Raw genomic sequence first — 12,205 nt, 5'->3', positions numbered from 1 at the left:
AACGAATCAGTTACCTTTTTTCTCTGCCGGAGCCTTGTTTTTGTCCTGCAACTGCGACGGTACCAGAACGGTGGTGACGCGTTTGCCTTTATCGCTGAAGGCCTGCATTTTCTGCTCTTTCACCAGATAGGTGATCTTATCGCCTGTGATGTTGCTATCGAGCTGTTCCAGGTAAGCCTTACCGGTGAGAACGACGAAGTCTTTCGCCAGTTCATAATGCATGTGTGAGGCGTGGCCTTTAACCGGTTTACCGTTGTCCTGCATCTGGTAAAAGGTTGCAGGATTACCATAGCCATCAATGACTTCTTTACCGTCTTCACCGCCAGGGCGGGTCACGACGACTTTATCGGCGTTAATTTTGATGGTGCCCTGAGTCACAATCACGTTGCCAGTAAAGGTCACCACGTTGCCTTGCATATCAAGAGACTGCTGGTCCGACTCAATGTGAATCGGCTGCTCGGTATCGCCGGTGACGGCGAATGCCGGGATGCTGGCGGCCAGAAGTGAGCTGGCAAGCACAAGATTAAGGCTGAGTTTGTTTGTTTTGGATTTCATATGAGGTTCTAACCTTTTCAATCAGCTCGGCGTTCTTGCTGCGTAAGTTGCCGCGCATCTTCAGTCCGCTGGAGTTAAATGTTGTGCCATATAACGTGACGAGATCATCGGAAGTGACGTCTTGTGTCACCAGGTTAATCTGTGCGTTATCGGTCGTCATTCTGCGTAGTTGAGAGTCGGGCACCAGGGCGTTGACCTCAACATGGCCGTACAGATATAGCATCCGATCGTTGGTCAATTTGGCTTTATCAGCCTTGATCGTCCAGGTCGGTACTTTATCCTTATCAAATGTGGTTAATACCGGTTGAGTAAACCACGAAACCGCTTGTTCCGAATAATATTCAACGTTTTGCGCGATCAAGTGATAGCTCAGTGCGCCTTCGGGACTATACACAACGGTATCAGTATGTTCGCTCTTATAGGTTGGCTCGTTGTTATTTACGACGACCTCAGCGGTGTCGTCTTTGTCTGCCAGATTAATACCAATCATCACAAGGACAGCCAGCGACAGTAGAATGATAACCCAACGTCTGGTTTTGCTCATATCGATTGCCCTTTGGCCTCGTCCAGTTTGCCCTGCGCCAGGAGTAATAAATCGCAGACTTCACGTACCGCGCCGCGTCCCCCATCGATGCGGGTGACATAATCGGCCCGCGGGATCAGCAAAGGATGAGCATCCGCCACCGCCACGCTTAATCCCACTTGCGCCATCACCGGCCAGTCGATCAGATCATCGCCAACGTACGCAACATTTTCAGGAGCGATCGCCAGTTTGCTAAGGAGATCGTTAAAGGCGACCAGTTTGTCTGACTGCCCCTGATACAAATGCGTGATCCCCAATGTGGCACAGCGATCTTCTACAAGTTTAGCCTTTCGTCCGGTAATAATGGCAACCTCGATACCGGAAGTGAGCGCACAGCGAATTCCGTAACCATCGCGGACGTTAAAAGCCTTCAGCTCTTCACCGTTGTTGCCCATATAAATCAGACCATCAGACAGTACGCCATCCACATCCAGGATCAGTAAACGGATGTTCTCTGCCCGGGTGATAACGTCTGTGCTGACGGGTCCATAACAGGTCGCAAGCGACGCACCTGCTTTACTCATTTTCTTTATCCTTGAGTTTCTTACACTACACCTGCACGCAGCAGATCATGCATATGTAACACACCAAGTAACCGGTCGCCATCAGCAACCATTACCGAGGTGATATGGCGGGACTGCATTAAGTTCAGGGCATCGACGGCAAGAATGCCCGGACGCACGCGAATGCCGCCAGGGGTCATCACATCGGCAATGCCTAACTGGCGAACATCAACGCCCATATCGAAGACGCGACGTAAATCGCCATCGGTGAAAATACCGTCAATCTTCATGTCATCATCGCAAATGACGGTCATGCCGAGATTTTTACGCGTGATCTCAAGTAAGGCGTCACGCAGGCTGGCGCTTTTAGTCACATGCGGGATCTCATCGCCCGTATGCATAATATCGTTAACGCGCAGTAAAAGCTTACGGCCAAGTGCGCCACCGGGATGAGATAACGCAAAATCTTCCGCGGTAAAGCCACGCGCTTTTAATAATGCCACGGCTAGCGCATCGCCCATCACCAGCGTTGCGGTCGTGCTGCTGGTCGGCGCCAGGCCTAACGGGCAAGCTTCCTTGGGCACTTTAACACACAGATGCACATCTGCCGCACGCGCCATGCTGCTTTCCGGACGACCGGTCATGCAGATAAGCGGTACATGAAGACGTTTTAACACCGGGATTAACGCCGCTATCTCATTGGATTCACCGGAGTTAGAGATGGCGATGACTACATCCTGCGGCGAGACCATGCCCAGATCGCCATGTGCGGCTTCGCCTGGATGCACGAAAAATGAGGGGGTGCCGGTGCTGGCAAATGTGGCCGCCATTTTCCGCCCGATATGTCCAGATTTCCCCATCCCCATCACTACAACTTTGCCCGGGCAGCTGAATATTTTCTCGCAGGCGAGAGTAAAATTTTGGTTGATGTACTGATCAAGCTCCGCCAGGCCTTCACGTTCAATTGCCAGGACTTCCTTGCCTGCTTGCTGAAAGTCAAAACCCGGTTGCAACTCTAAGTGCGACATAATGCGTTTCCAGTTATCCAACGAGAAGTGGCGATAACCAATACAGCATCGCCAGCCATATGATAAAACCGCCGGTCAGCAGCGCACCCGCGCCGCGACCAATCTGGCGCGGACGTCGCCAGCAGAGTAGTGCAAAAATTACGCTCACCAGCAGCATGACGCTATAGTCACGGGTGAAGGCCATCGGATTGACTTCACCCGGCGTAATCAGCGCCGGCAGTCCGAGGACGATAACAATATTAAAAATGTTCGCGCCGATGATGTTGCCGACGGCAATATCGTTTTCACCTTTACGCAGACCCGCAATTGCTGTTGCCAGCTCCGGCAGGCTGGTACCAATAGCGACAACCGTCAGCCCGATGGTGAGTTCGCTCATGGCGAAGTAGTTCGCCAGTACGGTTGCGTTATCTACCACCATACGCGTTGCCATTGGCATAATAATTAGCGCAATACCCAACCACAAAAATGCGACCGGTAACCCGCCTTCGCGCGGCAGTTCCGCGATCTGCTCGCGGGTCAGGCTGTCGTTACCTTGTCGCTCAGCCAGACGGGCGATTTTAACAATGAATAACAGCCATAGCACGGCCAGAAGCAGAAGAAAGAAACCATCGCTGCGACTCAATTGCCCGTCATACAGGACCGATGCGGCTAAGATGCTTACCAGCAACATTAGCGGTAATTCACGACGCAGAACATCAGAATGCACGGTAAAAGGATGAATCAGCGCCGACAGGCCAAAAATAAGCAGAATGTTGGTAATGTTAGAGCCGATGGCGGTACCGACGGCTAAATCAAGCTGCCCGTTCATCGATGCGGCAACGGAGACAATTATCTCGGGTAACGATGTACCAATGCTGACCACGGTCATCCCGATGATAATGGGGGGAATACCGAAGTTTCGACATAAAATGGATGCGGCAAATACCAGTCGGTCGGCACCGTAGACCACCAGAAGTAAACCAATTATTAACAGCGCCGTCGCTAAAAGCATCTAAAGTCCTTTCTTCAGGTATACTCGCCGGTCCACTTGAAGGATTTCTGGAAGCCGTCACGAATTCTTAATTTTGACTTTATGCGGCTAAAAAGTAAAACAAATGCCAGCTTTCGCTAACCAGGACAGGTAATAATCTGTAAATATGTTGGGTTCAGGGCTAAATTGAGCGCCAAACTCTTCGATCAACGAGGCAATAGTAAAGGATGAATCAATGGGTCAGTCTGTGGCGAATCTAATCGATATGCGCGATGTCAGCTTTTCCCGAGGCGACCGCTGCATCTTTGATAATATTTCCCTGACGGTGCCGCGTGGTAAGGTGACGGCGATCATGGGGCCATCAGGCATCGGCAAAACGACGCTGTTGCGTCTGATCGGCGGACAAATCTCCCCGGATAAGGGCGAGATCCTGTTTGACGGCGAAAATGTCCCGGCCATGTCCCGTTCGCGTTTATTTACCGTGCGTAAGCGCATGAGCATGCTATTCCAGTCTGGTGCGCTGTTTACTGATATGAATGTGTTTGACAACGTTGCATACCCGTTGCGCGAGCATACAACGCTGCCTGCGCCGCTGCTGAAAAGCACGGTAATGATGAAGCTCGAGGCCGTTGGCCTGCGGGGCGCGGCAAAATTAATGCCTTCTGAATTATCCGGTGGGATGGCGCGTCGTGCCGCGTTAGCACGTGCTATCGCGCTGGAGCCAGACCTTATTATGTTTGATGAGCCGTTCGTCGGCCAGGATCCCATCACCATGGGCGTGCTGGTGAAGCTGATTTCTGAACTGAACAGCGCGCTGGGCGTTACCTGCGTGGTGGTTTCCCATGATGTGCCAGAGGTGCTGAGTATTGCGGATTACGCCTATATTATGGCGGACAAAAAAATAGTGGCCTACGGTAGTGCTCAGGCGCTGCAAGAAAATGCCGATCCGCGTGTGCGTCAGTTCCTCGATGGCATTGCCGATGGACCGGTTCCGTTCCGTTACCCGGCGGGCGACTACCACATCGATTTACTCAAAACAGGGAGTTAAGCCACCCATGTTGTTAAATGCGCTGGCATCACTCGGACATCGGGGAATAAAAACCCTCAGGACGTTCGGGCGAGCCGGATTAATGTTGTTCAATGCAGTTGTCGGCAAGCCGGAGTTTCGCAAACATGCGCCGCTGCTGATACGCCAGCTCTATAATGTCGGTGTCTTATCGATGCTGATCATTATTGTTTCTGGCGTGTTCATCGGCATGGTGCTGGGGTTGCAGGGATACCTGGTGCTGACGACCTACAGTGCGGAAACCAGCCTCGGTATGCTGGTGGCGCTGTCATTGCTACGTGAGCTGGGGCCGGTGGTTGCGGCGCTGTTGTTTGCCGGGCGGGCCGGATCGGCCTTAACCGCAGAGATTGGCCTGATGCGGGCGACCGAGCAGCTTTCCAGCCTGGAAATGATGGCCGTCGACCCACTGCGCCGAGTGATCTCCCCGCGTTTTTGGGCCGGTGTCATTTCATTGCCGCTGCTGACGATTATATTTGTCGCGGTAGGGATCTGGGGTGGGTCGTTGGTTGGCGTAAGCTGGAAAGGTATTGATGCAGGCTTTTTCTGGTCGGCTATGCAAAATGCCGTCGACTGGCGTCTGGATCTGGTCAACTGTCTGATTAAGAGCGTGGTGTTTGCCATTACGGTCACCTGGATTGCATTGTTCAATGGTTATGATGCTATCCCGACCTCTGCCGGGATTAGCCGGGCAACGACACGCACCGTAGTGCACGCCTCTCTTGCCGTTCTGGGGCTGGATTTTGTGCTGACCGCACTGATGTTTGGGAATTGAGTTCATGCAAACGAAAAAAAATGAAATTTGGGTCGGGTTATTCCTGCTGGTTGCGCTGCTGGCCGCGCTGTTTGTCTGCCTGAAGGCGGCGAACGTCACCTCAATGCGTACTGAACCGACTTATACGATTTATGCGACCTTTGATAATATCGGCGGTCTGAGAGAGCGCTCTCCGGTGCGGATTGGCGGGGTCGTGGTAGGACGCGTATCGGACATCTCGTTAGATCAGAAAACGTACCTGCCGCGCGTGACGCTGGAAATTGAATCGCGTTTTAACCATATTCCTGACACCAGTTCTCTGAGCATCCGTACTTCCGGTCTGTTGGGCGAGCAGTATCTGGCATTGAACGTAGGTTTTGAAGATCCTGAGCTGGGAACGTCTATCCTCAAAGATGGCGGTACGATTCAGGACACGAAATCTGCGATGGTGCTGGAAGATATGATTGGTCAGTTCCTTTACAACAGCAACAGTAAAGGTGATGACAATAAGAATTCTGGCGATGCGCCAGCCGCAACTGAAGGCAATAATGAAGCCACTACGCCTGCGGGCGCAACGAAATAATCTCAGGAGAATCGACGTATGTTTAAACGATTGATGATGGTGGCTATGCTGGTGATTGCTCCACTTAGCGCGGCAACCGCAGCGGACCAGACGAACCCGTACAAACTGATGGATGAGGCGGCGCAGAAGACGTTTGACCGTCTGAAGAACGAGCAACCTAAAATCCGTTCCAACCCGGATTACCTGCGTCAGGTGGTCGATCAGGAACTGCTGCCTTACGTGCAGGTTAAGTATGCAGGCGCACTGGTACTTGGCCGCTACTACAAAGATGCGACCCCGGCTCAGCGTGACGCCTATTTCGCCGCATTCCGTGAATATCTGAAGCAGGCTTACGGTCAGGCGCTGGCGATGTACCACGGCCAGACCTATCAGATTGCCCCTGAGCAGCCGCTGGGTGATGCGACCATCGTGCCTATCCGCGTAACCATCATCGATCCAAACGGTCGTCCTCCGGTACGTCTGGATTTCCAGTGGCGTAAAAATTCCCAGACGGGTAACTGGCAGGCGTATGACATGATTGCTGAAGGCGTAAGTATGATCACCACCAAACAGAATGAGTGGAGTGACCTGCTGCGTACGAAAGGTATTGATGGCCTGACGGCACAGCTGAAATCTATTTCTCAGCAGAAAATCACGCTGGAAGAGAAAAAATAATGACGCAGTCACTCACCTGGATGCGTGAAGGCGACAAGCTGGTGCTGGTGGGAGAGCTGGATCAGGACGTGTTAAACCCATTATGGGATGCGCGAGTTGAGGCGATGAAAGGGGTATCCTGCATCGACCTGAACCAGATTTCCCGGGTGGATACCGGTGGTCTGGCATTACTGCTGCACCTGATTAATGAGGGCAAGCAGCAGGGGAACAGCGTTTCGCTCGCTGGCGTTAACGATAAAGTGTACACGCTGGCGCAGCTTTACAATTTGCCTGACGACGTTCTTCCTCGTTAATTTTTGTAAGCCGGATAAGGTCTTGTGCCGCCATCCGGCAACTCCTCTGCGGGGGATCTGCCACTAAAGCCTTGTCTGATTTATCAGCGGGGCTTTTTGCTTATTTATGACAGCGCCACTTTGCTCTAAGATGTTGGGCTGTTTTCACTATCTGACGAATGAAGAGCCCATGGAAAATAATGAAATTCAGAGCGTGCTGATGAATGCACTCTCCCTCCAGGAAGTCCACGTTTCTGGCGACGGCAGTCACTTTCAGGTTATTGCCGTGGGTGAGATGTTTGAAGGCATGAGCCGGGTCAAGAAACAGCAATCGGTCTATGGCCCGTTGATGGAGTACATTGCGGACAACCGCATTCATGCCGTGTCGATTAAGGCGTTTACTCCAGCGGAATGGGCGCGCGATCGCAAACTTAACGGTTTTTGAGCTACGGGTGATATGCCGGTAGCGAAGATAAATTCTTAACAGAGAACAGAATAATGGATAAATTTCGTGTTCAGGGGCCAACCAAGCTCCAGGGCGAAGTCACAATTTCAGGCGCTAAAAACGCCGCGCTGCCGATCCTGTTTGCGGCGCTGCTGGCTGAAGAACCTGTAGAGATCCAGAACGTCCCGAAACTGAAGGATGTTGACACCTCAATGAAGCTGCTGAGCCAGTTGGGGGCGAAAGTTGAGCGTAATGGTTCTGTGCACATTGATGCACGTGACGTGAACGTCTTCTGTGCGCCGTACGATCTGGTCAAAACCATGCGTGCATCCATCTGGGCGCTTGGGCCACTGGTTGCCCGCTTTGGCCAGGGCCAGGTTTCACTGCCGGGCGGCTGCACCATCGGCGCGCGTCCGGTTGACCTGCACATTACTGGTCTGGAGCAGTTAGGCGCGACTATTAAGCTTGAAGAAGGCTATGTGAAAGCGTCCGTTGATGGACGTCTTAAAGGCGCGCATATCGTCATGGACAAAGTGAGCGTCGGCGCGACGGTCACTATCATGTGCGCAGCAACGCTTGCCGAAGGCACTACCATCATCGAAAACGCCGCGCGTGAACCGGAGATCGTGGATACCGCGAACTTCCTGATTGCGCTGGGCGCAAAAATCACAGGCCAGGGTACCGATCGTATTACCATCGAAGGCGTTGAGCGCCTCGGCGGCGGTGTGTATCGCGTTCTGCCTGACCGCATCGAAACCGGTACTTTCCTGGTCGCAGCGGCAATTTCTCGCGGCAAAATTATCTGCCGTAATGCACAACCTGACACGCTGGATGCCGTTTTGGCGAAGCTGCGTGATGCGGGAGCGGATATCGAAGTCGGTGACGACTGGATCACCCTGGACATGCACGGTAAACGTCCGAAAGCGGTCAATGTGCGCACAGCGCCGCACCCGGCGTTCCCTACCGATATGCAGGCCCAGTTCACGTTGCTGAACCTGGTGGCAGAAGGGACGGGTTTCATCACAGAAACCGTGTTTGAGAACCGCTTTATGCACGTGCCTGAACTGAGCCGTATGGGCGCTCACGCAGAAATCGAAAGCAATACCGTGATTTGCCACGGCGTGGAAACGCTCTCCGGCGCACAGGTTATGGCGACCGATCTGCGCGCATCTGCAAGCCTCGTGCTGGCAGGGTGTATTGCTGAAGGTACGACGGTAGTCGATCGTATTTATCACATCGATCGCGGCTATGAGCGCATCGAAGATAAACTGCGCGCGCTGGGCGCAAACATTGAGCGCGTGAAAGGCGAGTAATCGTCTACGTCTCTTGTAACCCCCAGTTCTGTGAACCGGGGGTTACTACTCATCAGTGTTCATTCAGGATTCTGTTTCTCTTTGCGTCCCCTCATCATCCGCGTTCTGTCGATAAACTCATGTGTTTTTGCATCGTGATAGCGTGACGGCCAAATCACCCACGGGTCGGTTCCCAACGATCGGGCGATAATCAACTCACCTTTTGGCCATGGGCGTGTTAACGCATTGGCCAGCGTTGATGAGCTTAATCCATTTTTACGTGATTCAGCGGCCATTGAGGTCCCTTTCTTGCGCAGTCCGGCGATGATATCGGCCGGATGCCAGTCAATCAGCTTGTTTTCCATAAACTCATCTCTCCTTTGGTTATCGACTTATGGTTCCACGATCGGTTGTGGAGATACTATAACGCCCGGAGAACGAATGTTCTAAAATGTTCATGTAAAGTGTGAGTATATTCAGAATATGCCAAATTTATGCGAAGGTTGCTGGAGAGGGGGACGTGTTTATTGGAATTTATAAAAGCATCCCGTGCAGGGCACGGGATGATGAAAGATGCCGCAGGGTATTAACGGTCGCGCTGTACGGCGATATGCGCCAGACCAATCAGCGCTTCTCTCCACGGCGTATCAGGCAGTACCTGCAGCGCAGCGATGGCCTTATCAGCCTCTTCTTCTGCACGTTGGCGAGTCCACTCCAGGGAACCACAGGCGTTCATCGCTTCCAGAACAGGCTCCAGAAGGTGACGGCCATTACCCTGCTCAATAGCCTGGCGGATCATTTGTGCTTGTTCAGGGGTGCCGTGGCGCATGGCATGCAGCAGCGGCAGCGTTGGTTTACCCTCGTTGAGGTCATCACCGACGTTTTTACCCAGTTGCTCACCATCCGCGTTGTAATCCAGCAAATCGTCAATTAACTGGAAAGCGGTACCGAGATAACGGCCATAATCCTGCAACCCTTTCTCTTGTTCTTCGCTGCAACCAGCCAGAATGCCAGAGCATTGGGCAGCCGCTTCAAACAAACGCGCAGTCTTACTGTAGATAACGCGCATATAGTTTTCTTCAGTGATGTCCGGGTCGTTGACGTTCATCAACTGCAAGACTTCACCTTCGGCGATGACGTTGACCGCTTTCGACATGACTTCCAGCACTTTCAGCGAACCGAGGCTGGTCATCATCTGAAAAGCGCGGGTATAGATAAAATCGCCGACCAGCACGCTGGCCGCATTGCCAAACGCCGCATTCGCCGTGGCTTTTCCGCGGCGCATGTCGGACTCATCCACAACATCGTCGTGCAACAGGGTCGCGGTGTGGATAAACTCGATGAGGGCTGCAATCGTAACGTGCGCATTTTCCTGGTAGCCAACTGCACGCGCGGCGAGTACGGCGATCATTGGGCGAATGCGTTTTCCGCCGCCGCTAACGATGTAGTACCCCAGTTGATTGATCAGCTGCACGTCGGAATTGAGCTGTTCAAGGATTGTCGCATTGACCCCCGCCATATCTTGCGCGGTTAACTCATTGATTTTTTCTAAATTCATCGCAAAAGCCGGGCTTCTCGCCCCGATTACCTCACTGTATCGGAAGGTAACGTCGGGTTTAGGGTTATAAATATATGCTGATTGTACTGAAAAAACGCCATAGATAAACGTTACCGTACGTGTTGTGTTTTTTTTCTTCATGTATTGACGTAGCACTTGTCAAAGGCTCGCGTTTTGCGTAATATTCGCGCCCTATTGTGAATATTTATAGCGCACTCTGAATCATCAAAAAGGTGTGCGCGGAAGCGGAGTTTTTTATGTACGCGGTTTTCCAAAGTGGTGGTAAACAACACCGAGTAAGCGAAGGTCAGACCGTTCGCCTGGAAAAGCTGGACATCGCAACTGGCGAATCTGTTGAATTCGCAGAAGTTCTGATGATCGCAAACGGTGAAGAAGTCAAAATCGGCGTTCCTTTCGTTGATGGCGGCGTTATCAAAGCTGAAGTTGTTGCTCACGGTCGTGGCGAGAAAGTTAAAATTGTTAAGTTTCGTCGTCGTAAACACTACCGTAAGCAGCAGGGCCATCGTCAGTGGTTCACTGATGTAAAAATCACTGGCATCAGCGCTTAAGTTAAGGGGAGCAGATTAAATGGCACATAAAAAGGCTGGCGGCTCGACTCGTAACGGTCGCGATTCAGAGGCTAAACGTCTGGGCGTAAAACGCTTCGGCGGTGAAACAGTTCTGGCTGGTAGCATCATCGTTCGTCAACGTGGTACTAAATTCCACGCTGGCTCCAACGTTGGTTGCGGCAAAGACCACACTCTGTTTGCTAAAGCAGACGGTAAAGTGAAATTTGAAGTGAAAGGCCCGAAAAACCGTAAATTCATCAGCATCGTTGCTGAATAAGTTTTTCGCGTCCCGGTAACGGATAAAAGCCCCGCAACACGTTGCGGGGCTTTTTACATTCGACGGCCGGTAAATACGCTCGTCGCGCCGTGATAACCCGGAAACGAGCCCTTGCAGGGAATACGGCATGAAGCAGCAGGCAGGTATTGGTATTCTGTTAGCACTCACAACGGCAGTATGTTGGGGCGCTTTGCCAATAGCGATGAAGCAAGTGCTGGAGGTGATGGAGCCTCCTACCGTGGTGTTCTACCGTTTTTTAATGGCAAGCATTGGCCTTGGCGCTATTCTTGCGGTTAAAAAAAAGCTCCCTCCGTTGCGTATTTTTCGCAAAGCGCGTTGGCTGATCCTGTTGGCTATCGCTACCGGTGGGTTGTTCGGTAACTTCATTCTGTTTAGTTCATCCTTGCAATATTTGAGCCCAACGGCTTCGCAGGTTATCGGTCAGCTGTCACCGGTTGGTATGATGATTGCCAGCGTCTTTATCCTAAAAGAAAAGATGCGCGGTACGCAGGTGATTGGCGCCATTATGCTTCTGAGCGGTCTGGTTCTGTTTTTTAATACCAGTCTGATCGAAATTTTTACCCGTCTCACCGATTACACCTGGGGCGTTATCTTTGGTGTTGGTGCGGCGATGGTCTGGGTGAGCTATGGGGTCGCGCAAAAGGTGTTATTGCGCCGCCTGGCATCACCGCAGATCCTGTTTTTACTGTACACTTTATGTACGATTGCGTTGTTGCCGTTGGCTAAACCCAGTGTCATCACGCAGCTCAGTGACTGGCAGCTGGCATGCCTTGTATTCTGCGGCCTGAATACGCTGGTAGGATACGGTGCTCTCGCGGAAGCGATGGCGCGTTGGCAGGCGGCACAGGTGAGCGCCATTATTACGCTCACTCCGCTGTTTACGTTGTTATTTTCAGATTTATTATCACTGGCCTGGCCCGATTTCTTCGCCAGACCGATGCTAAACCTATTAGGTTATCTCGGTGCGTTTATCGTGGTTGCGGGCGCGATGTATTCCGCCATTGGTCATCGAATTTGGGGCGGTTTACGTAAGCATGAAACGGTGGTTTCGCAGCCCCGCTCAGGCGAATGATTTACG

General features: G+C 52.1%; 17 protein-coding genes. 10 read left to right on the top strand and 7 right to left on the bottom strand.

What is annotated here, in order from left to right; translation table 11 throughout:
- Positions 1–6: 6 nt before the first annotated feature.
- From lptA to HV334_RS21890, 5 genes are read right to left on the bottom strand one after another with little or no spacing between them, the layout of a single operon-like run.
- Positions 7–555, bottom strand: coding sequence for a lipopolysaccharide ABC transporter substrate-binding protein LptA (lptA, locus tag HV334_RS21910; RefSeq protein WP_047358523.1), 549 nt, complete (start codon positions 553–555; stop codon positions 7–9).
- Positions 524–1,099 carry an LPS export ABC transporter periplasmic protein LptC gene (gene lptC / locus HV334_RS21905; RefSeq protein WP_047358522.1) on the bottom strand — a complete coding sequence of 192 codons (576 nt, stop codon included), beginning with the start codon at positions 1,097–1,099 and terminating at the stop codon, positions 524–526. Before lptC ends, lptA begins: the two co-directional genes overlap by 32 nt.
- Positions 1,096–1,662 (bottom strand): 3-deoxy-manno-octulosonate-8-phosphatase KdsC, encoded by a 567-nt coding sequence (gene kdsC / locus HV334_RS21900; protein WP_046276014.1) that lies wholly within the window; start codon positions 1,660–1,662, stop codon positions 1,096–1,098. The genes lptC and kdsC overlap by 4 nt, the downstream gene beginning before the upstream one ends.
- Positions 1,663–1,682: 20 nt before the next feature.
- The gene (kdsD, locus tag HV334_RS21895) at positions 1,683–2,669 is read right to left on the bottom strand and encodes an arabinose-5-phosphate isomerase KdsD (RefSeq protein ID WP_016154685.1); all 987 of its coding nucleotides are present in this window, start codon (positions 2,667–2,669) and stop codon (positions 1,683–1,685) included.
- Positions 2,670–2,682: 13 nt separating this feature from the next.
- Positions 2,683–3,660, bottom strand: a complete 978-nt coding sequence (locus tag HV334_RS21890; protein WP_181220897.1) for a calcium/sodium antiporter — start codon at positions 3,658–3,660, stop codon at positions 2,683–2,685.
- A gap of 214 nt (positions 3,661–3,874) precedes the next feature.
- Here HV334_RS21890 and mlaF point away from each other — a divergent pair, with 214 nt between their 5' ends.
- From mlaF to murA, 7 genes are all read left to right on the top strand, one after another.
- Complete coding sequence (gene mlaF / locus HV334_RS21885; RefSeq protein WP_016154683.1) at positions 3,875–4,687, top strand: phospholipid ABC transporter ATP-binding protein MlaF; 813 nt, start codon at positions 3,875–3,877, stop codon at positions 4,685–4,687.
- 7 nt (positions 4,688–4,694) lie between these two features.
- Positions 4,695–5,477, top strand: a complete 783-nt coding sequence (gene mlaE / locus HV334_RS21880) for a lipid asymmetry maintenance ABC transporter permease subunit MlaE (RefSeq protein WP_003025053.1) — start codon at positions 4,695–4,697, stop codon at positions 5,475–5,477.
- Positions 5,478–5,481: 4 nt separating this feature from the next.
- A complete protein-coding gene (mlaD, locus tag HV334_RS21875) occupies positions 5,482–6,039 on the top strand; it encodes an outer membrane lipid asymmetry maintenance protein MlaD (RefSeq protein WP_016154682.1) in 558 nt (185 codons plus the stop codon).
- Between the two features lie 18 nt (positions 6,040–6,057).
- Positions 6,058–6,693: a phospholipid-binding protein MlaC gene (gene mlaC, locus HV334_RS21870; protein ID WP_016154681.1), complete on the top strand. Its 636-nt coding sequence runs from the start codon at positions 6,058–6,060 to the stop codon at positions 6,691–6,693.
- Complete coding sequence (mlaB, locus tag HV334_RS21865) at positions 6,693–6,986, top strand: lipid asymmetry maintenance protein MlaB (RefSeq protein WP_016154680.1); 294 nt, start codon at positions 6,693–6,695, stop codon at positions 6,984–6,986. The genes mlaC and mlaB overlap by 1 nt, the downstream gene beginning before the upstream one ends.
- Positions 6,987–7,155: 169 nt before the next feature.
- Positions 7,156–7,410 carry a BolA family iron metabolism protein IbaG gene (gene ibaG, locus HV334_RS21860; RefSeq protein WP_003025040.1) on the top strand — a complete coding sequence of 85 codons (255 nt, stop codon included), beginning with the start codon at positions 7,156–7,158 and terminating at the stop codon, positions 7,408–7,410.
- Between the two features lie 53 nt (positions 7,411–7,463).
- Positions 7,464–8,723, top strand: coding sequence for a UDP-N-acetylglucosamine 1-carboxyvinyltransferase (gene murA, locus HV334_RS21855; protein ID WP_181220896.1), 1,260 nt, complete (start codon positions 7,464–7,466; stop codon positions 8,721–8,723).
- Positions 8,724–8,782: 59 nt separating this feature from the next.
- On the opposite strand, the gene sfsB is transcribed toward murA, so the two are convergent.
- Both sfsB and ispB read right to left on the bottom strand, forming a co-directional pair.
- On the bottom strand, positions 8,783–9,067 hold the full coding sequence (gene sfsB, locus HV334_RS21850; protein ID WP_016154679.1) for a DNA-binding transcriptional regulator SfsB: 285 nt from the start codon (positions 9,065–9,067) through the stop codon (positions 8,783–8,785).
- A 221-nt stretch (positions 9,068–9,288) separates the two neighbouring features.
- Positions 9,289–10,260 (bottom strand): octaprenyl diphosphate synthase, encoded by a 972-nt coding sequence (gene ispB, locus HV334_RS21845; RefSeq protein ID WP_019077785.1) that lies wholly within the window; start codon positions 10,258–10,260, stop codon positions 9,289–9,291.
- A gap of 257 nt (positions 10,261–10,517) precedes the next feature.
- Between ispB and rplU the strand changes: the two genes are divergently transcribed.
- The 3 genes from rplU (at position 10,518) to HV334_RS21830 (ending at position 12,199) form a co-directional block, all read left to right on the top strand.
- Positions 10,518–10,829, top strand: a complete 312-nt coding sequence (rplU, locus tag HV334_RS21840; protein ID WP_003025032.1) for a 50S ribosomal protein L21 — start codon at positions 10,518–10,520, stop codon at positions 10,827–10,829.
- A gap of 19 nt (positions 10,830–10,848) precedes the next feature.
- The gene (gene rpmA, locus HV334_RS21835; RefSeq protein ID WP_003025030.1) at positions 10,849–11,106 is read left to right on the top strand and encodes a 50S ribosomal protein L27; all 258 of its coding nucleotides are present in this window, start codon (positions 10,849–10,851) and stop codon (positions 11,104–11,106) included.
- A gap of 127 nt (positions 11,107–11,233) precedes the next feature.
- Complete coding sequence (locus HV334_RS21830) at positions 11,234–12,199, top strand: DMT family transporter (protein WP_049040918.1); 966 nt, start codon at positions 11,234–11,236, stop codon at positions 12,197–12,199.
- The last annotated feature ends 6 nt before the right edge of the window (positions 12,200–12,205 follow it).

Origin of the sequence: Citrobacter sp. RHBSTW-00944, assembly GCF_013615435.1 — a bacterium.
GTDB lineage: Bacteria > Pseudomonadota > Gammaproteobacteria > Enterobacterales > Enterobacteriaceae > Citrobacter > Citrobacter braakii.
The sequence above is the reverse complement of the archived record's forward strand: the minus strand, read 5'-3'. Positions and strand labels throughout refer to the sequence as shown.

Bases quoted from the DNA above. Each gene is read 5' to 3' on its own strand.
- lptA (WP_047358523.1), bottom strand. From the start codon at position 555: ATGAAATCCAAAACAAACAAACTCAGCCTTAATCTTGTGCTTGCCAGC.
- lptC (WP_047358522.1), bottom strand. From the start codon at position 1,099: ATGAGCAAAACCAGACGTTGGGTTATCATTCTACTGTCGCTGGCTGTC.
- kdsC (WP_046276014.1), bottom strand. From the start codon at position 1,662: ATGAGTAAAGCAGGTGCGTCGCTTGCGACCTGTTATGGACCCGTCAGC.
- kdsD (WP_016154685.1), bottom strand. From the start codon at position 2,669: ATGTCGCACTTAGAGTTGCAACCGGGTTTTGACTTTCAGCAAGCAGGC.
- HV334_RS21890 (WP_181220897.1), bottom strand. From the start codon at position 3,660: ATGCTTTTAGCGACGGCGCTGTTAATAATTGGTTTACTTCTGGTGGTC.
- mlaF (WP_016154683.1), top strand. From the start codon at position 3,875: ATGGGTCAGTCTGTGGCGAATCTAATCGATATGCGCGATGTCAGCTTT.
- mlaE (WP_003025053.1), top strand. From the start codon at position 4,695: ATGTTGTTAAATGCGCTGGCATCACTCGGACATCGGGGAATAAAAACC.
- mlaD (WP_016154682.1), top strand. From the start codon at position 5,482: ATGCAAACGAAAAAAAATGAAATTTGGGTCGGGTTATTCCTGCTGGTT.
- mlaC (WP_016154681.1), top strand. From the start codon at position 6,058: ATGTTTAAACGATTGATGATGGTGGCTATGCTGGTGATTGCTCCACTT.
- mlaB (WP_016154680.1), top strand. From the start codon at position 6,693: ATGACGCAGTCACTCACCTGGATGCGTGAAGGCGACAAGCTGGTGCTG.
- ibaG (WP_003025040.1), top strand. From the start codon at position 7,156: ATGGAAAATAATGAAATTCAGAGCGTGCTGATGAATGCACTCTCCCTC.
- murA (WP_181220896.1), top strand. From the start codon at position 7,464: ATGGATAAATTTCGTGTTCAGGGGCCAACCAAGCTCCAGGGCGAAGTC.
- sfsB (WP_016154679.1), bottom strand. From the start codon at position 9,067: ATGGAAAACAAGCTGATTGACTGGCATCCGGCCGATATCATCGCCGGA.
- ispB (WP_019077785.1), bottom strand. From the start codon at position 10,260: ATGAATTTAGAAAAAATCAATGAGTTAACCGCGCAAGATATGGCGGGG.
- rplU (WP_003025032.1), top strand. From the start codon at position 10,518: ATGTACGCGGTTTTCCAAAGTGGTGGTAAACAACACCGAGTAAGCGAA.
- rpmA (WP_003025030.1), top strand. From the start codon at position 10,849: ATGGCACATAAAAAGGCTGGCGGCTCGACTCGTAACGGTCGCGATTCA.
- HV334_RS21830 (WP_049040918.1), top strand. From the start codon at position 11,234: ATGAAGCAGCAGGCAGGTATTGGTATTCTGTTAGCACTCACAACGGCA.